Origin of the sequence: Pseudomonas sp. PA15(2017), from assembly GCF_001945395.1 — a bacterium.
Lineage (GTDB): Bacteria > Pseudomonadota > Gammaproteobacteria > Pseudomonadales > Pseudomonadaceae > Aquipseudomonas.
The window spans coordinates 109,044-127,972 of sequence record NZ_MSXV01000055.1; the positions used below are offsets into that span (position 1 = coordinate 109,044).

Genomic DNA, 18,929 nt, shown 5'->3' on the forward strand with positions numbered 1-18,929 from the left:
AGCCTGCCAGGCGGCTGCCACGCCCTGCGGCGCTACCAGCAGGGCTCTGGCTCGCGAGCCGTCGAGCAGCCTGTTCAGTGCAACAAGAATCAAGCCCGGCCTAGCGCCGGGCTTCTTCGTTGGGGCCGTAGCACATATGGGTCGTGCCGCCGCCCGCGATAACGGGTAACCTTGTATCCAGTCGTGACTTATGGGTCATGGATCGCGTCAGCATAGGCACCTGAAAAGTCATCATGGCGCCTTCTTCTTAAATCAAGAAAGCGCGCTGCGCCTCGATCCGCTGACCCGGCACGCGCCTGTTTTGCGTGCCGATCTGAATAGTTTAAGGAGTGTCCGCGTGAAGTCTCGTTTGCCTGTGATCGTCGGTTTCGGTGGCTACAACGCCGCTGGCCGCAGCTCCTTCCACCACGGTTTCCGCCGTACGGTGATCGAATCGCTGGACGACCAGGCACGCCAGGAAACCCTTACCGGTCTGGCGGTGATGACCAAGCTGGTGCGCGTGGTGGATGGCCGTTACCAGAGCCAGGATGGCGAAGCCCTGTCCCGTGCCGACATCGAACGCCGCTACGGTGCGCAGATTCTCGCCTCAACCCTGGTTCGCCGCATCGAAAAGCAGCACCTGGATCCCGATGCCGCCCACTGGCACAAGAGCATCGCGGTGGGTGGCGAAGCCGGCAGCCTGACCTTCGTCAGCAGCCGCAAGCAGCTGCCCGAGCCCCTGCCGGCCAATTGGTCGGTCGAGGAGCTGAATGGCAACGACGTGCGCGTCACCCTGCATGACCACTGTGAATTCAAGGTCGACAGCTACCGCGCGCTGCCAGTGAAATCCGCCGGCCAGCTGCCCACCGGCTTCGAACCCGGCGAGCTGTACAACTCGCGTTTCCACCCCCGCGGCCTGCAGATGGCCGTGGTCGGCGTGACCGACGCATTGCGCGCCACCGGCGTGCCATGGCAAACCATCGTCGACCACGTGGCGCCGGACGAGATCGCCGTGTTCGCCGGCAGCATCATGAGCCAGCTCGACGAAAACGGTTTCGGCGGCCTCATGCAGTCGCGCCTCAAGGGCCACCGCGTCAGCTCCAAGCAGCTGGCCCTGGGCCTGAACACCATGCCGGCCGATTTCATCAACGCCTACGTGCTGGGCAGCGTCGGCACCACCGGCAGCGTCACCGGCGCCTGCGCCACCTTTCTGTACAACCTGCAGAAGGGCATCGAGCAGATCAACGCCGGCAAGGCCCGCGTGGTGATCGTCGGCAACAGCGAAGCGCCGATCAACGCCGAGTGCATCGAGGGCTATGGCGCCATGGGCGCCCTGGCCACCGAAGACGGCCTGCGCCTGATCGAAGGCAAGAGCGATATGGCCCAGGATGAGGTCGACTTCCGCCGCGCCAGCCGGCCGTTCGGCGAGAACTGCGGCTTCACCCTCTCCGAAGCCTGCCAGTTCGTGGTGCTGATGGACGACGAGCTGGCCCTGCAGCTGGGTGCCGACATCCATGGCGCCGCCACCGACGTGTTCATCAACGCCGACGGCTTCAAGAAATCCATTTCCGCGCCAGGCCCGGGCAATTACCTGACCGTCGCCAAGGCCGTCGCCGCTGCCACTCAGCTGGTCGGTATCGACGCCGTGCGCCAGCGCAGCTTCGTGCATGCCCACGGCTCCAGCACCCCAGCCAACCGGGTCACCGAATCCGAACTGCTGGACCGCGTCGCCGCCGCCTTCGCCATCGACAGCTGGCCGGTCGCGGCGGTGAAAGCCTTCGTCGGCCACTCCCTGGCCACCGCCAGTGGCGACCAGGTGATCTCCGCCCTGGGCACCTTCAAGTACGGCATCATCCCCGGCATCAAGACCATCGATGAAGTGGCAGGCGACGTGCACCAGCAGCACCTGAGCATCAGCAACGTCGACCGCCACGACCAGCGCATGGACGTGTGCTTCATCAACTCCAAGGGCTTCGGCGGCAACAACGCCAGCGCCGTGGTGCTCGCCCCCCAGGTGGTCGAGCGCATGCTGCGCAAGCGCCATGGCGAGGCGGCGTTCAGCGCCTATCAGCAACGCCGCGAACAGACCCGCGCCAATGCCCAGGCCTACGACGAGCAGGCGACCAAGGGCCAACTGGAGATCATCTACAACTTCGGCAACGACTTGATCGACGACTCCGAAATCGCCATCGATGACGCGCAGATCAAGGTGCCGGGCTTCGCCCAGCCTCTCGTCTATAAACAGGATGATCGCTACAGCGACATGCTGGACTGATTGCACCGGCCGACTGGCGGGCGATGAGCATTCCTGCTGCAGGTTCGCTTGCCCGCGAACCGGCTCCTTCGCCTTGAATCATCCATGCTGCACCTGCTCTCTCGTTTCGCGCATCTGCGCTCGAACGACGACTCGATTATAAGCACGAACCCTCCGGCAAGTCGTTCGGGCTACCCGCATCGACGGCCAATACCGACTGTTCCGGGTCGTATTGATGCTACCCGCTCGGTTTCATGTGCTGAGGATAGCTGGCCGATCAATGCCAGAGAGGTCGACTCACGGAAGCAATCCATCCGTTTCAACGGCTGATGAATACCCTGCCAGCGTCGCTGCGCATGCGCAGGTTGTGACTCTGAGCCAGCATGCTCAGGGCCAACGGCAGATCATCGACAGGGAAGACGCCTGAAATACGCAGATCAGCGATGACCGGATCACAGTCAAGGACTTGGTCGCTGTAACGCATCAGCTCCTGACCCCATTGCTGCAACGACATGTCATCGGCTACTAGTAGCCCGTTACGCCAGGCCAACTGGGCGGCCACAACTCCCTCGATGGCGCCGAACCGGTCGCGGGTGAAACGCAGCTGCCCGGCTCGAACGGTGACGTGGCTTTCAACAGCTTCAAGGTGAACGCGTACCGCGCCCTCATACACCGCAAGCTGAGTCTCTTGTAAGAGCTGACGAACACTGAATGCCGTACCTAGGGCCTGCATCCGGCCTTGGGCAGTGCGCACCCACAACGAGCGCGATGAGCGTTTTGCATCGGTTGCAGTGGCAAGGTAGATCTCTCCTTGCTCCAGATGCAGCAGGCATTGCTCGGCAGCGAAGCGAATATGCAGCACGGTATTGCTGTTGAGAGATAGCTGAGTGCCATCCACCAACTGTATCTCTCGTCGCTCGCCCAAGGCAGTCAGGTAAGTGCTACCTACCGAGGCCCTTTGCCAGCCCCACCAGCCCAACGGGGCCGCACCGAGCAGGATGAGTAAACCTCGCAACACGTCTCGACGGCTTCTAGGCGAAGGGCGCGACAATGTCTGGGAGGCCAATCCCGATGGAAGAGAGCCCAACCGCGACAGCAGGCGCTGTGCACGCCGCCAGGCCCGCTCGTGTTGTGGGTCGCTACGACGCCAACTCTCCAGCTCTGCCTGTTGCGCAGAGGTCAACGGCGCATCCTGCATCAGCAACAGCCATGAGGCAGCCCGGGCCAATACGGACTGAGCGATAGGTTCCTCACTCATCGGTCATCTGAGCCAGACATGCCACGTAGCCCTCACGGACGTACTTCTTCACCGTCGGCAGGGCGATATTCAAGGCCCGAGCGATGTCTTTCTGCTTCATGCCATCGAGGTTCGCCATCAAGAAGGCTTGCCGGACTCGCGGTCGCAACGCATCGAGCAGGGCATCTATCTCGTGCAATGTCTCGAGAATGACGCTCTGCTGTTCCGGCGACGGATGATTCATTGCAGGTACCAGCTTCAGGGCGTCAAGCCATGCCTGCTCCAGTGAATGACGCCGTCGCCAACCGACCAGCACGCAGTTGGCAATGCAGGTCAGGTAGGCCCGTGGTTGACGTAGGGCTTCGGGTTGCAGCGGGCTACGACTGTCGAGTATTCGGACAAAGACATCCTGTGCCAGATCATCGGCCACGTCGCGCCCCCAGGATCGAAGGCGATAGGCCAGCCAACCGCGCAACCAGGCATGGTGTTCCCGATACAACGCTGCAACGCAGCGAGAGGAGACACTTATGTTGGATGAGTTCATAGCAGCAACGATTCGAAAGACAAATAATCAATCAATAATGATTATCATCTGCAAATCGACTATACGCCAGAAAAAATTCCTACCCGCGATATACCTTTTCGTCACTCATGCGACAGAGAGGGTGTAAGCCCGCAGTCATCGGGCGCAACTCCCTACTCCTGAGATAAGCATGCCCATACCACATCGGCTTCACCCAATTTCACGCCCCTTGCAACGTCCGTCTGCGATCAGCCTGGCCGTGCATTGCGCATTGCTTGGCTGTCTGGTGGCGATGGACCTGCCACTCGCCCTGGCCGAAGACAACAACGCCATAGCAGCAGCGCAGAGGGATGATGCCCTACTGCACGACTACAACATTGCGCAGGGCGAGCTGGGCACTGCGCTTAGCGACTTCGCCCGCCAGTCTGGGTTCCTGCTGTCCTATGACGCCGAGTTGACCCGCGGACGCACCGCTGCAGCACTCAAGGGGCGCTATAGCGAGCAGCAGGGCGCACGGCTGTTGCTGGTCAACACCGGCTTGCAGCTACTACCGACTTCACGCGGCGTCTATGTGCTTACGCCTCGGCAGCAGCCGGCGCAAACGGCTAGCGAACTGACGCCAACGCTGGTCGAGTCGACCCAGCTGCTCGACATGCAGCTAGAGGCCTACCGCGCCCCACGCTCGACGGTGCACCTGTCACGCGAAGACCTCGATCGCTTTAGCACCGTCTCGGTGGGCGACATGCTCAAGGGCGTAGCCGGTGTCCAGGTGGGTGACAGCCGCAACGGCGGCGCGCTGGATGTCAACATCCGCGGTATCCAGGGGCAGAGTCGAGTGGCGGTCAGGGTCGATGGCTCGGAGCAGGCGCTGAATGTCTACCGCGGCTACGCCGGCACTCAGCAGCGCAGCTACATCGACCCCGACCTGATCAGCAGCGTCACCGTGACCAAGGGCCCCAGCACCCGTTCGGGAGCGATCGGCGGCTCGGTGGAGATGAAGACCATCGGCGTCGATGACATTCTGCTCGATGGCAAGGACGTCGGCGTACGCCTGACCGGCAACCTGTGGAACAACGGCGCGGAGCCCGAGCAGCGCAACCGCAACGCCAAGGACGAGGACCTGAGAGCTGTGCCGCGCGACGAACGCGGCAGCCTGTTCGGCTCCAAGGCTGAGTCCGGCAGCGCTGCCTTCGCCTACGCCCATGAACGCTTCGACCTGGTGGCGGCCTATGCGCGCCGCAACCAGGGCAACTATTTCTCCGGCAAGAAGGGCCTGGACAGCTACCGGCTCTACGACCGCCACGGTAAAGAGCAACCCAGCGTCGCCAATACCTACAACGCCGGCGGGGAGGTGCTCAACTCGTCGCTCGAGACCGACTCTTACCTGCTCAAGACCACCTGGCGATTGGCCGACGAGCATACCTTGGATCTGGGTTACCGCCGCTTCGACGGACACATGGGCGAGATCATGCCGTCGGATATCTTCCGCTCCGGTACCGGCGGCATCTACCAGTATCCCACCAGCGAAATCCAGATCGACACCTACACCGCGCGTTACCACTACCAGCCCGAGGAAAATCCATGGGTGGACCTCACCAGCAGGCTATGGATGACCGACTCGAAAACCAGTACCTTGAGCGCGGCCTGGTTGGCGCCAAAATCGCAGCTGTTCCGCACAGACCGCGCTTGGAGCCGCCAAGACAACCGCCGCATTGGCGGCGACCTGAACAACGTTTCACGCCTCGCCACCGCCCATGGAAGTTTCAAGCTCGACCTGGGCGGTGCCTTCCAGCTCGAGGACCTGCAACCGCAGAAGAAAGTAGTCTCCACCCAGCACGACATCAACGCCAACCGCATGTTGCACGACGCGTCGCGTCAGGAATTCAGCGTCAACGGCAACCTGGCGTACAAGCCCACCGACGCGGTGACGCTGTGGGGCGGAGGTCGCTATGCCCACTACCAGACCAAGGACCACACTGTGCTGGCCGAGGCGCGCTTCGAGGAGCTGGAAATGCGCTGGATCAACGCCAGCAGCCCGGGACATTGGGGCAACATGATGTGGTTGCCCGACCAGAACGGCCAGTACACAGACGCTACCGACCCACGCCTGAACAACGGCATCGTCTTCGAGGACAGCAACGAGCCGTTCAATGGCGTGCCGTTTAACGAGTCCGGCGCGACCAACGTGGTGGTCCATCCTGAAGACGTCATCGACGTAGTCACCGGCTACGACTACACCCCACAGGGCAAGAGCAGCGGCGGTGGCTTCTCACCGGCCTTCGGCATCAATGTCGAGTTCCTGCCGGATACCTTCGCCTATGCTTCCTACACGCAGGGGCTGCGTCTACCATCGCTGTTCGAAACCAGCCAGGGCACCCACCAGGTCACCCCTGGCAAGCACCTCAAGCCCGAGCGCTCGCGCAGTTGGGAAGTGGGCGTGAGTGCCTTGCGTAGCGACCTGTTGACCCCAGGCGACGAGGCGTCAGCAAAGCTGGCCTGGTTCGACAACGACATCAAGAACTACATCACCCGCTACTACGACCCAAGTCCGGGCCTGTGGGGACAGATGACCTTCAGCAATACCGACAGCTTCCGCACCCGCGGCCTGGAGCTGCAGTCGCGCTACGATGCCGGGCGTGCGTTCGCCGACGTCTCGGCCACCTACTACCTGATGACCGAGACCTGCGACGCGGCCTTCGCCGCCAAACTGCGCGCCAGCGCCAATCGCTACCAACGCACCCAGGACACCCCGGACTGCACACCGGGCAGCTATATGGGCTCGTACACCAATACTCAGAACCCGCCTCGCTTCTCGGCCAATCTGCTCGGCGGGATGCGCTTCTTCAACGAGGCGCTCACCATGGGCGGGCGCATGACCTACAGCTCGGGACCAACAGCCCAGATAGACAAGCCCTGGCAGACCGGCGCGACCACATCGCAGATCGACTACCGCTCGGTGACGTTGTTCGACCTGTTCCTCAAGTACAACCTGCTGGAGCACACCGAGCTGAATGTGTCGGTGCAGAACCTGACGGATCGATACTACCTGGACCCGCTGGCACAGAGCTTCATGCCGGCACCGGGGCGGACCTGGCGGCTAGGAGTGGTAAGCCGGTTCTGAGCGCCAAAGCTGTGAACACCGAAGGGACGGATGTTGCATTCGTTGCCACCCCCAGCGCTGTGCAGGATCAGGCCCGAATGGACACCTAGCTACCCGAACCCAGGCGCCCTGCTTCCTCGAGCACAAGCTCACGCCACTCGGTCTGCGCCGGCAACGCCAGGAAGAACGGGTTGAGCAACGACTCGCGAGCTTCGTAGCGCAGCGGCTCGCCCTGCAGCGTCAGCACCACGCCGCCTGCGCCTTCCAGCACGCCCTGCGCCGCCGCGGTGTCCCATTGCGAGGTGGGCGCCAGGCGCGGGTAGAAGTCGGCGCTGCCTTCGGCCAGTTGGCAGAACTTCAGGGAACTGCCGACGCTGACCCGCTCGATCTCGCCGAAACGGGCCACCAGCGCGGCCAGCAACTGCTCCTGGAGGGCGCTGCCATGGCGGCGGCTGGCGACTACCGTCAGGCCAGCGGCTGGCGCTTCACGCATGGTGATCGCCTGCGGCTGCTTACCCGGCTCGATCCGCCAGGCGCCGAACGCGCGGCCACCGTGATAGATCACGCCCGTGGCAGGAATGCCGACCACGCCGAAGACCACTTCGCCGTGTTCGATCAACGCCACGTTGACGGTGAATTCCTCGCTGTCGGCGATGAACTCCTTGGTGCCGTCCAGCGGGTCGACCAGCCACCAGCGCGACCAGCCGGCCCGCTCGCCCAGGGCAATATCGGCATCTTCCTCGGACAACACGGGAATGCTCGGCTCCAGCGCCAGCAGGCCCTCGGCCAGGATGCCGTGGGCGGCCAGGTCGGCGGCGGTGACCGGCGAGGCATCGGCTTTTTCCACCACCTGCACGCCCTGACGCCAGAACGGCAGGATGGCCGCGCCAGCGCGCTGCACCAGATCCAGCACGCCAGGCAGTAACGGATGACTCATCGGCTCAGCTCCCCGCGCTGTTCCAGGAGGTCACGCACGAGATAAAGGGCCGCCAGGGCGCGGCCTTCGCTGAACTGCGGGTGCTGGATCAGCGCGGACAGTTCGCGCAGGCTGACCTTGTCGACCCGCAGCGGCTCAGGCTCATCGCCTGGCAGGCTCTGTGGATAAAGATCGCGGGCCAGCACCACCTGGATCTTCTGGCTCATGTAACCCGGCGACAGGCTCAGCTCGGTCAGGTACTCGAGGCGACGGGCGCCGAAGCCGGCCTCTTCCTGCAATTCGCGATTGGCGGCATCGAGCACGTCTTCGTTTGGCTCGATCAGGCCCTTGGGCAGTGACAGCTCGTATTCGCCGGTGCCGCCGCAGTATTCCTCGACCAGCAGCACGTGTTCGTCATCGGCCATGGCCACGATCATCACCGCGCCATGGCCGGTGCCACGCCCGACCAGCCGTTCATAGGTGCGCTCGGCGCCGTTGCTGAAGCGCAACTGGATCTCCTCGACACGGAACAGGCGGCTGCTGGCGACGATCTCGCGGGCGGTGATGGTAGGTTTCTGACGCATGGGTGAGTCCTGCTGCTGGGCTGACCGGAACGGTTATCATACCGCGCCTGCCCTGATTGTCTGCGTCCTCGCCGTAGCATTTGACGACCTGCAGGCAGCGTACTGCCATTTACCGTTTGGAGAGTTGCCTCGCCATGAACCTGCCCTGGTCCGACATCGACACCGTCCTGCTGGACATGGACGGCACCCTGCTGGACCTGCATTTCGACAACCACTTCTGGCTCGAACACCTGCCGCAGCGCTACGCCGAGCACCATGGCATCAGCCGCGTCCTGGCCGATGCCGAATTGCAGCCGCTGTTCACCGAGCACGCCGGCCAGCTGAACTGGTACTGCACGGACTTCTGGAGCCGCGAACTGAAGCTGTCGATCAAGGAACTCAAGCGCGAAGTCGCCGACCTGATCGCCCTGCGTCCGGATGCCGACACCTTTCTCGCCGCCATCCGTCAGGCTGGCAAACAGGTAGTGATGATCACCAACGCCCACCGCGACTCACTGTCGCTGAAGCTGGAGCGCATCGAACTGGCGCCCTACTTCGACCGCATGATCAGCTCCCACGACTATGGCTTTCCCAAGGAAGACCAACAGTTCTGGGCAGCCCTGCAGCAGGACCTGGCGTTCGAGCCGGCGCGCAGCCTGTTCATCGACGACAACATCCCGATCCTGCGCAGCGCCGGGCGCTTCGGCGTGAAACACCTGCTGGCGGTGTACGAACCCGATAGCCGCAAGGGCGTGAAGGAAACCGAGGAGTTCGCAGCGGTGGGCGATTACCGGGAGTTGTTGCTGGGGCTGTGAGCGTAATGCTTTTGCAGGAGCGGCTTCAGCCGCGAGCTTTTTGTTTGCCTCGATAAAAAGCTCGGGGGCTAAAGCCCGTCCTACGAGACCGCTAGATGTCCGCTTTACTTGCTTCTGCCTCCAACAATCGCCGCACCAAAAGGCTTCGCTCGCGCCCCGCCGCGGTGCGAAAACCGGCTAAAAATCCATGATCATCAGACAAATTCCATATAAATCAATCAATTAAAAATTGGCACCGCTATTGCTCTAGTGATTTCAACTTGGATACAAGATGGAATCTCAGCGCATGTCCCACGCCTCCTTCGCCTTTACCCTCGCCGACTGGCAACAGGCTTACCGTGACGCCGCCCAACCCGCCGAGTTGCTGCACGGTCTGCTGGCGGCCCTCGATACGGCCGACAACGCCTGGATCAGCCTCGCCACCGAAGCGCAGCTCGATGCCCAGCTGAGCCATCTGCAGGCGCTGCTCGACCAGGCCGAAGGCCAGCAGAGCAAGCTGCCGCTGTACGGCGTGCCCTTCGCCATCAAGGACAACATCGACGCTGCCGGCTGGGCCACTACGGCCGCCTGCCCGGAATTTGCCTACCAGGCTGAGGCCGACGCCACGGTAGTCACCCGCCTGCGCGCTGCCGGCGCCATCCTGATCGGCAAGACCAACCTCGACCAGTTCGCCACCGGCCTGGTCGGCACCCGCTCGCCCCATGGCGCCGTGGTCAACAGCTTCAATGCCGATTACGTCAGTGGCGGCTCCAGCTCCGGCTCGGCCAGCGTGGTCGCCCGCGGCCTGGTGCCGTTCTCCCTGGGCACCGATACCGCCGGCTCGGGCCGCGTACCCGCGGGCTTCAACAACATCGTCGGGCTCAAGCCGACCAAGGGCTGGCTGCCCAACACCGGCCTGGTGCCGGCGTGCCGCAGCGTGGACTGCATCTCGGTGTTCGCCCTCACGGTGGGCGATGCCGAAACCGTGGCGGGCATCGCGGGTGGCTACGACGCCGCCGACGCCTACTCAAGGCAAAACCCCAACAGCGCACCGGTCGGCATGCAGGCCGCACCAACCTTCGCCGTGCCGGACAGCCTGGAGTACTTTGGCGACAGCCAGACCCAGGCCGTTTTCGAGCACGCGCTGGAGCAGCTGAAAAGCCTTGGCGTGACGCTCCAGACCATCGACTTCAGCCCGTTCCGCCAGTTGGCCGAGCAGCTCTATTACGGCCCCTGGGTCGCCGAGCGCACGGTTGCCGTGGAAGGCGTCGACCCGGCGCATATCGACCCGGTGGTGCGCGGCATCGTCGAGAACGGCCACCAGTACAGCGCCTGCGACGCCTACAAGGCCGAGTACCTGCGCGCTGAACTGAGCCGCATCATCAACGACGCGCTGGCCGGCTTCGATGCGCTGGTGGTGCCGACTTCGCCGACCATTCGCAGCCTTGCCGAAATGCAGCAGGAGCCGGTGCTGTTCAACAGCCAGTTCGGCACCTACACCAACTTCACCAACCTCGCCGACCTGTCCGCCCTGGCGCTGCCGGCCGGCCTGCGCGACGACGGCCTGCCCGCCGGCATCACCCTGCTCGCCCCGGCCTGGCACGACCGCGCCCTGGCGGCCTTCGGCAAACGCTGGCAGGCCAGCCTGGAACTGCCGCTGGGCGCCACCGGCCGTGCCCTGCCGCCGCAAACCGCTGCCACGGCGATACCGGCGGGCAGCGTACGGGTCGCGGTGGTGGGCGCACACCTGACCGGCATGCCACTGAACTTCCAACTGACCACCCGCGACGCAGTGCTGGTCGAGCAGACCCTGACCTCACCGGACTATCGCCTCTACGCCCTGGCCGGCACCGTGCCGCCTAAACCGGGCCTGGCGCGCAGCACCGACGGCAGCTCGATCATCGTCGAGCTGTGGGACATCCCCCTGGCGCGCTTTGGCGAGTTCGTCGCCGAGATTCCCGCACCGTTGGGCATCGGCAACCTGACCCTGGCCGACGGGCGCAGCGTGAAGGGGTTCATCTGCGAGCCCTGGGCCCTGGGTGACGCTCGCGACATCACCAGCTTCGGCGGTTGGCGCGCCTTTATCGCCAGCACCAGGAAGTGAGCAGCGCCCTCTCCAGCAAAGGAGAGGGAGCGACCAAAGACCTGCCGCCGAATCTGCCTGGAGAAGCAACCCATGTTCCATACCGTACTGATCGCCAACCGTGGCGAGATAGCCGTCCGCGCCATCCGCACCCTCAAGCGCCTGGGCGTGAAGAGCGTGGCGGTGTATTCCGATGCCGACCGCAATGCCCAGCACGTACGTGATGCCGACGTGGCCGTGGCCCTTGGCGGTGACAAGGCTGCCGACAGCTACCTGCGCATAGACAAGATCCTCGCCGCCGCAAAAGAAACCGGCGCCCAGGCCATCTATCCCGGCTACGGCTTCCTCTCCGAGAGCGCCGAGTTCGCCGAGGCCTGCGAGAACGCCGGCATCGCCTTCGTCGGCCCGACGCCCGCGCAGATTCGCGAATTCGGCCTCAAGCACCGCGCCCGTGAACTGGCCGCCGACGCCCAGGTGCCGATGGCGCCCGGCACCGCGCTGCTGCAGAGCCTGGACGAAGCCTTGGGCGCAGCGGAAACCATCGGCTATCCGATCATGCTCAAGACCACCGCCGGCGGCGGCGGCATCGGCCTGACCCGCTGCGCCGATGCCGTGGCCCTGGCCAGCGCCTACGACAGCGTCAAGCGCATGGGCGAGCAGTTCTTCAGTGACGCCGGCGTTTTCATCGAGCGTTTCGTCGATCAGGCGCGACACGTCGAAGTGCAGATCTTCGGTGATGGCAAAGGCCGCGTTGCCGCCCTCGGCGAGCGCGACTGTTCGCTGCAGCGGCGCAACCAGAAGGTGGTCGAGGAAACCCCGGCGCCGAACCTGCCACAAGCTACCCGTGAGCGCCTGCACGCGGCGGCCATCCAGCTCGGCGAGTCGGTGAGCTATCGCAGCGCCGGCACCGTGGAGTTCATCTACGACGCCGCCCGCGACGATTTCTACTTTCTCGAAGTGAACACTCGCCTGCAGGTCGAGCATCCGGTCACCGAGATGGTCACCGGCCTCGATCTGATCGAATGCATGCTGCGCGTGGCCGCCGGCGATGAGCTGGATTGGGCCGCCCTGAGCCGCGCTCCGCAAGGCGCCGCCATCGAAGTGCGCATCTACGCCGAAGACCCGCTGAAGAACTTCCAGCCCAGCCCGGGCGTGCTCACCGACGTGCATTTCCCGGATGACGCACGCGTCGATGGCTGGGTGAGTACCGGCAGCGAAGTGTCGGCCTTCTATGACCCGATGATCGCCAAGCTGATCGTCCACGCGCCGAGCCGCGATGAGGCCATCGCCAAGTTGCGCAAAGCCCTGGGCGAAACCCGCCTGCACGGCATCGCCAGCAACCTCGACTACCTGCGCCAGGTGGTGGCCGAGCCGCGCTTCCACAGCGCGCAGATCTGGACGCGCCTGCTCGATACCTTCAGCTACACAGCCCAGATGGTCGAAGTGCTGGAGCCCGGCACCTACAGCAGCGTGCAGGACTTCCCGGGCCGCCTCGGCTACTGGGACATCGGTGTGCCGCCGTCCGGGCCGATGGACGATTACGCCTTCCGCCTGGCCAACCGCATCGTCGGCAATCACGAGAGTGCCGCCGGCCTGGAATTCACCCTGCAGGGCCCGAGCCTGCGTTTTCACAGCGATGCGCTGATCGCCCTCGCCGGCGCCGACTGCCCGGCCGAACTGGATGGCGAAGCCGTACCCTATTGGGCGCCAATCGCCATCAAGGCCGGTCAGGTGCTCAAGCTCGGCCGCGCGCAAAGTGGCTGCCGCACCTACCTGGCGGTACGCGGCGGCTTCGATGTGCCGGTGTACCTGGGCAGCCGCTCGACCTTCGCCCTCGGCCAGTTCGGCGGCCATGCCGGGCGTACCCTGCGCACCGCCGACATGCTGGCCATCTCCCAACCGGGGCTGCCGGCCTGCACCACGCCGGTGCCGGTCAGCGAGCCCCAGGCGCTGGATGCCAGCCTGATTCCCGAGTACGGCACGACCTGGAACATCGGTGTGCTCTACGGCCCCCACGGTGCGCCGGACTTCTTCACGCCCGAAGCCATCGAGCAGTTCTTCGCCGCCGACTGGCAGGTGCACTACAACTCCAACCGCCTGGGCGTGCGCCTGAGCGGCCCGAAGCCGAGCTGGACCCGCGCCGACGGCGGCGAGGCCGGCCTGCATCCGTCCAACGTGCATGATTGCGAGTACGCCATCGGCGCCATCAACTTCACCGGCGACTTCCCGGTGATCCTCACCAAGGACGGCCCCAGCCTGGGCGGTTTCGTCTGCCCGGTGACCGTCGCCAAGGCCGAGCTGTGGAAGGTCGGCCAGGTCAAGCCAGGCGATACCCTGCGTTTTCACCCGATCAGCTTCGAGCAGGCCCAGGCCCTGGAGCAGGCGCAACTGGCCAGCCTGCAGAGCCTGAGCGCGGTCAGCGCCGTGCAATTGCCGGCGCCGAGCCTGCAGCCAGGCGATACGGTTTCCGCGACCGTACTGGCTGAGCTGCCCGCCGATGGCAGCCGCCCGCGCGCGGTCTATCGCCAGGCGGGCGATGCCTACATCCTGCTCGAATACGGCGACAACGTGCTCGACCTGGCGCTGCGCCTGCGCGTGCACCTGCTGATGGAGGCGCTCAAGGCCCAGCCGCTCGCCGGCCTGGAAGAACTGGCGCCCGGCGTGCGCTCCCTGCAACTGCGCTATGACAGCCGCGTGCTGCATCAGCGGGCGCTGCTCGATCACCTGCTGCGCCTGGAAGCCAGCCTGGGTGACGTGGCAGGCCTTAAGGTGCCGACCCGTATCGTCCACCTGCCCATGGCCTTCGAGGACAGCGCCACCCTCGCTGCCGTCACCCGCTACAGCGAGACGGTGCGCAGCCAGGCGCCGTGGCTGCCGAACAACGTCGACTTCATCCAGCGAGCCAATGGCCTGGCCAGTCGCGAGGACGTACGCGACATCCTGTTCGACGCCAGCTACCTGATTCTCGGCCTCGGCGACGTCTACCTCGACGCGCCCTGCGCCGTGCCGCTCGACCCGCGTCACCGGCTGCTCAGTTCCAAGTACAACCCGGCGCGGACCTACACCGCCGAAGGCACCGTGGGCATCGGCGGCATGTACATGTGCATCTACGGCATGGACTCGCCCGGCGGTTACCAGCTGGTCGGCCGCACCCTGCCGATCTGGAACAAGTTCGTGAAGAACGCCCAGTTCGAGGGCGGCCAGCCGTGGCTGCTGCACTTCTTCGACCAGGTGCGTTTCTACCCGGTCAGCGAGGCCGAGCTGGACGACTTCCGCGAGGCGTTCCGTGAAGGCCGCGCGCAGATCAAGATCGAGCAGAGCACCTTCGATTTCGCCGAATACCAGGGCTTCCTGGCCGACAACGCGCAGAGCATCAGCGACTTCCAGCGCCAGCAGAAACAGGCCTTCGACGCCGAAGTGCTGCTGTGGCGTGACGACGATGCCGACAGCCACACCGCGCCAACTGCCAGCCTGGAGGAAAACGAAGCCGTCGACGGCCACCTGGTCAGCGCCGATATGTGCGGCAGCGTCTGGAAGGTGCTGGTCGAGCCCGGCCAGTACGTCGAGGCCGGCGCCACGCTGCTGGTGGTCGAGGCGATGAAGATGGAGTTGGCGGTCATCGCACCACTGGCCGGGACGGTCAAGGCCGTGCGCTGCCAGCCGGGCAAGGCGGTCACCCCGGGTGACGCGCTGCTGGTGCTCGAACCGGGCGAGGCGGCCTGAGATGCAACTGGTCGACCCGATCAGGCGCGGCAAGGAGCGCCCGGAGAATCTCGCCGAACGCATCTACGGGCAGCTCAAGGACGACATCTTCGAGTTTCGCCTGCTGCCCGGCGACCGCTTCAGCGAGGGCGAAATCGCCGAGCGCATGGCGGCCAGCCGCACGCCGGTGCGCCAGGCCCTGTACCGGCTGGAGCGCGAGGGTTACCTGGAGGTGTATTTCCGCAGCGGCTGGCAGGTCAAGCCGTTCGACTTCGCCCACTTCGAGGAGCTTTACGACGTGCGCATCGTTCTCGAGCAGGCGGCGATCAAGCGCCTGTGCGACCGCGAGGCGGAGCAAACCCCCGCCCTGCTGAGCGAGCTGAAACGCATCTGGATGGTGGCCCCCGAACAGCGCCTGGAAGACGGCCGCGAAGTGTCCCGGCTCGACGAGCGCTTCCACTGCCAACTGGTGGAAGCCACCGGCAACCGCGAGATGGCCCGCCTGCACGGCGAGGTCAGCGAAAAGATCCGCATCATCCGCCGTCTGGATTTCACCCAGACGCCGCGGGTGAAGGCCACCTACGACGAACACGCACACATTCTCGGCGCGATCCTGTCGCGCCGCTGCGAAGAGGCACAGCTGTTGCTCAAGGCCCACATCGAGGTCAGCAAGGCGGAAGTGCGCAAGATCACCCTGCACATGCTGCACAGCGCTCGCGAGCGTGCCGTGCAGGCGCAGGGTTGACGTGATGTCCCTTGATCCACTGCCAACAACACATAACTCGTTTGTGAATGGAGATCGAACTATGCAACGTCGCAGCCTGATCAAGGCCTTCACCCTTTCCGCGTCCATCGCCGCCATGGGCCTGACCTGGACAGTACAGGCCGCCGAGACCATCAAGGTCGGCATCCTGCACTCGCTGTCCGGCACCATGGCCATTTCGGAAACGTCACTGAAAGACATGGCGCTGATGACCATCGACGAGATCAACGCCAAGGGCGGCGTGCTCGGCAAGCAGCTCGAGCCGGTGGTGGTCGACCCGGCATCCAACTGGCCGCTGTTCGCCGAACGAGGCCGCCAGCTGCTGACCCAGGACAAGGTCGCGGTGACCTTCGGCTGCTGGACCAGCGTGTCGCGTAAATCGGTGCTGCCGGTCTACGAGGAACTCAACGGCCTGCTGTTCTACCCGGTGCAGTACGAAGGCGAAGAGATGTCGCCGAACGTGTTCTACACCGGCGCCGCGCCGAACCAGCAGGCGATCCCGGCGGTGGAATACCTGCTCAGCGAAGACGGTGGCGGTGCCAAGCGCTTCTTCCTGCTCGGCACCGACTACGTCTACCCGCGCACCACCAACAAGATCCTGCGCGCCTTCCTGCACAGCAAGGGCGTACAGGACAAGGACATCGAAGAGGTCTACACGCCGTTCGGCCATAGCGACTATCAAACCATCGTCGCCAACATCAAGAAGTTCTCCGCCGGCGGCAAGACCGCGGTGGTGTCCACCGTCAACGGCGACTCCAACGTGCCGTTCTACAAGGAACTGGCCAACCAGGGCATCGAAGCTACCGACGTGCCGGTAGTGGCGTTCTCGGTCGGCGAGGAAGAACTGCGCGGCATCGACACCAAGCCGCTGGTCGGCCACCTGGCGGCCTGGAACTACTTCCAGTCCGTGGAGAACCCGATCAACGAGAAGTTCGTCGCCGACTGGAAGGCCTACGCCAAGGCCAAGAAGCTGGCGAACGCCGACACCGTGGTGACCAACGACCCGATGGAAGCCACCTACGTGGGCATCCACATGTGGGCCCAGGCCGTCGAGAAGGCCGGCACCACCGACGTCGACAAGGTGCGCGCCGCCATGGCCGGCCAGGAATTCGCCGCACCGAGCGGCTTCACCCTGAAGATGGACGAGAAGAACCATCACCTGCACAAGCCGGTGATGATCGGCGAGGTTCAGGAAGACGGCCAGTTCTCGGTGGTCTGGGAAACCGAAGGGCCGATCCGCGCCCAGCCGTGGAGCCCGTACATCGAGGGTAACGACAACAAAGGCGACACCCCGGTGAAGTCGAACTGATCCGCACCGCGGCACAGGCGCCGAGTCGTTCTCCGGCGCCTGTGCCACGGGACACCAAGGACACGCCCATGCCCCATGCCTTTGCCCGAATTCTCTTCAGCCTGCTGCTCCTGCTGCCATTGGCCGCGCTAGCCGGCGAAGCCGACGACCTCGTCGCCGCCAGCGCCACGCAGCAGGCCAAACTGCTGGAAAGCTGGGCCGCCAAGCCCGACCCGGCACGCCAGCCGCTGCTCGATGCGCTACAACAGGGCCGTGTGGCCGCCGACGGCGACAAACGCGCCTTCATCGAAACCGACGCCGGCTACCGCGCCGCCGAAGGCGATGCCGAGCCGCAAGGCACCCCGCGCAAACTGCGCCTGAACAATCGCCTGCGCGGGCTGATCGCCAACGCCCAGGCCAGCCATCAGTTGCTCGCCAGTGAGGCAACCGTGCGCCTGAGCGCCGCCCAGCAATTGCAGAAGAGCGGCCAGCCGGCGCAACTGCCGCTGCTCGCCCAGGCGCAAGCCAGGGAAGACGACGACGCCGTGCGCGACGCCCTCACCCTTGCCCTGGCCAACCTGCAACTGGTCGACGCCAATCCGGCGGTGCGCCTGGCGGCCGTGCGCCTGCTCGGCGAAACCGGTGAGCCATTGGCCCGCACCCGCCTGGAAAACCTGCTGGAGCCCGGCGTGGAAAGCGACGCTGGCGTGCGCACCGCCGCCGAAACCAGCCTCGCCCAGGTCAAGCGCAAGCTGCTGATCGGCGAACTGCTCGGCCAGGCGTTCAGCGGCATGAGCCTGAGCTCGATCCTGCTGCTCGCCGCCCTCGGCCTGGCCATCACCTTCGGCCTGCTCGGGGTGATCAACATGGCCCACGGCGAAATGCTGATGCTCGGCGCCTACTCCACCTACATGGTGCAGATTCTCTTCCAACGCTTCGCGCCCGACGCCCTGGCACTGTATCCGCTGGTCGCCCTGCCGGTGGCCTTCTGCGTGACGGCGGTGATCGGCATGGCCCTGGAGCGCACGGTGATTCGTCATCTCTACGGCCGCCCGCTGGAAACCCTGCTGGCCACCTGGGGCATCAGCCTGATCCTGATCCAGCTGGTGCGCGTGCTGTTCGGCGCGCAGAACGTCGAAGTGGCCAACCCCTACTGGCTGTCCGGCGGCATTCAGGTGCTGCCCAACCTGGTGCTGCCGTACAACCGCATCGTGATCATCGGCTTCGCCCTCGCGGTGGTGGTGCTCACCTGGCTGCTGCTCAACAAGACCCGCCTGGGCCTCAACGTGCGCGCCGTCACCCAGAACCGCAGCATGGCCGCCTGCTGCGGCGTGCCCACCGGCCGTGTGGACATGCTGGCCTTCGGCCTCGGCTCGGGCATCGCCGGCCTCGGCGGCGTGGCGCTGAGCCAGATCGGCAACGTCGGCCCCGACCTCGGCCAGAGCTACATCATCGACTCGTTCCTGGTGGTGGTGCTCGGCGGCGTCGGCCAACTGGCCGGCAGCGTCATGGCGGCCTTCGGCCTGGGCATCGCCAACAAGATCCTGGAGCCACAGATCGGCGCCGTGCTCGGCAAGATCCTCATCCTCGCGCTGATCATTCTGTTTATCCAGAAACGTCCGCAAGGCCTGTTCGCCTTGAAAGGGAGGGTGATCGATTGAACACCATGACCTTCTGCACCCTGGGAGCTGGCCATGCCAGCGATTGCATCACCACGGCCTGTCGCG

12 protein-coding genes are annotated in these 18,929 nt (G+C 64.8%); 8 read left to right on the plus strand and 4 right to left on the minus strand.

Annotated elements, in window-relative coordinates:
- The first annotated feature begins 337 nt into the window (after positions 1 to 337).
- Positions 338 to 2,254, plus strand: coding sequence for a beta-ketoacyl synthase (locus tag BVH03_RS20255; RefSeq protein ID WP_075962852.1), 1,917 nt, complete (start codon positions 338 to 340; stop codon positions 2,252 to 2,254).
- Between the two features lie 298 nt (positions 2,255 to 2,552).
- On the opposite strand, the gene BVH03_RS20260 is transcribed toward BVH03_RS20255, so the two are convergent.
- Positions 2,553 to 3,491 carry a FecR domain-containing protein gene (locus BVH03_RS20260; RefSeq protein WP_075962853.1) on the minus strand — a complete coding sequence of 313 codons (939 nt, stop codon included), beginning with the start codon at positions 3,489 to 3,491 and terminating at the stop codon, positions 2,553 to 2,555.
- Entirely contained in the window at positions 3,484 to 4,014 is a 531-nt protein-coding gene (locus tag BVH03_RS20265) for a sigma-70 family RNA polymerase sigma factor (RefSeq protein WP_075962854.1), read from the minus strand. The genes BVH03_RS20260 and BVH03_RS20265 overlap by 8 nt, the downstream gene beginning before the upstream one ends.
- Before the next feature lie 169 nt (positions 4,015 to 4,183).
- Between BVH03_RS20265 and BVH03_RS20270 the strand changes: the two genes are divergently transcribed.
- Positions 4,184 to 7,114, plus strand: a complete 2,931-nt coding sequence (locus BVH03_RS20270) for a TonB-dependent receptor (RefSeq protein WP_075962855.1) — start codon at positions 4,184 to 4,186, stop codon at positions 7,112 to 7,114.
- Positions 7,115 to 7,199: 85 nt separating this feature from the next.
- Here the strand turns inward: BVH03_RS20270 and cysQ are convergent, their stop codons facing one another.
- Together cysQ and nudE are read right to left on the minus strand one after the other, a co-directional pair.
- Positions 7,200 to 8,030 carry a 3'(2'),5'-bisphosphate nucleotidase CysQ gene (cysQ, locus tag BVH03_RS20275; protein WP_075962856.1) on the minus strand — a complete coding sequence of 277 codons (831 nt, stop codon included), beginning with the start codon at positions 8,028 to 8,030 and terminating at the stop codon, positions 7,200 to 7,202.
- On the minus strand, positions 8,027 to 8,593 hold the full coding sequence (gene nudE, locus BVH03_RS20280; protein ID WP_075962857.1) for an ADP compounds hydrolase NudE: 567 nt from the start codon (positions 8,591 to 8,593) through the stop codon (positions 8,027 to 8,029). Before nudE ends, cysQ begins: the two co-directional genes overlap by 4 nt.
- 134 nt (positions 8,594 to 8,727) lie before the next feature.
- On the opposite strand from nudE, the gene yrfG reads away from it, so the two are divergent.
- From yrfG to urtB, 6 genes are all read left to right on the plus strand, one after another.
- Complete coding sequence (gene yrfG / locus BVH03_RS20285; protein ID WP_075962858.1) at positions 8,728 to 9,387, plus strand: GMP/IMP nucleotidase; 660 nt, start codon at positions 8,728 to 8,730, stop codon at positions 9,385 to 9,387.
- Positions 9,388 to 9,673: 286 nt separating this feature from the next.
- Complete coding sequence (gene atzF / locus BVH03_RS20290; protein ID WP_256574768.1) at positions 9,674 to 11,470, plus strand: allophanate hydrolase; 1,797 nt, start codon at positions 9,674 to 9,676, stop codon at positions 11,468 to 11,470.
- 72 nt (positions 11,471 to 11,542) lie between these two features.
- Positions 11,543 to 15,172 carry an urea carboxylase gene (uca, locus tag BVH03_RS20295; protein WP_075962860.1) on the plus strand — a complete coding sequence of 1,210 codons (3,630 nt, stop codon included), beginning with the start codon at positions 11,543 to 11,545 and terminating at the stop codon, positions 15,170 to 15,172.
- Between the two features lies 1 nt (position 15,173).
- Positions 15,174 to 15,896 carry a GntR family transcriptional regulator gene (locus tag BVH03_RS20300; protein WP_075962861.1) on the plus strand — a complete coding sequence of 241 codons (723 nt, stop codon included), beginning with the start codon at positions 15,174 to 15,176 and terminating at the stop codon, positions 15,894 to 15,896.
- Between the two features lie 61 nt (positions 15,897 to 15,957).
- On the plus strand, positions 15,958 to 17,223 hold the full coding sequence (gene urtA, locus BVH03_RS20305; RefSeq protein ID WP_075962862.1) for an urea ABC transporter substrate-binding protein: 1,266 nt from the start codon (positions 15,958 to 15,960) through the stop codon (positions 17,221 to 17,223).
- A 68-nt stretch (positions 17,224 to 17,291) separates the two neighbouring features.
- On the plus strand, positions 17,292 to 18,863 hold the full coding sequence (gene urtB, locus BVH03_RS20310) for an urea ABC transporter permease subunit UrtB (protein ID WP_075962863.1): 1,572 nt from the start codon (positions 17,292 to 17,294) through the stop codon (positions 18,861 to 18,863).
- Positions 18,864 to 18,929 lie beyond the last annotated feature (66 nt).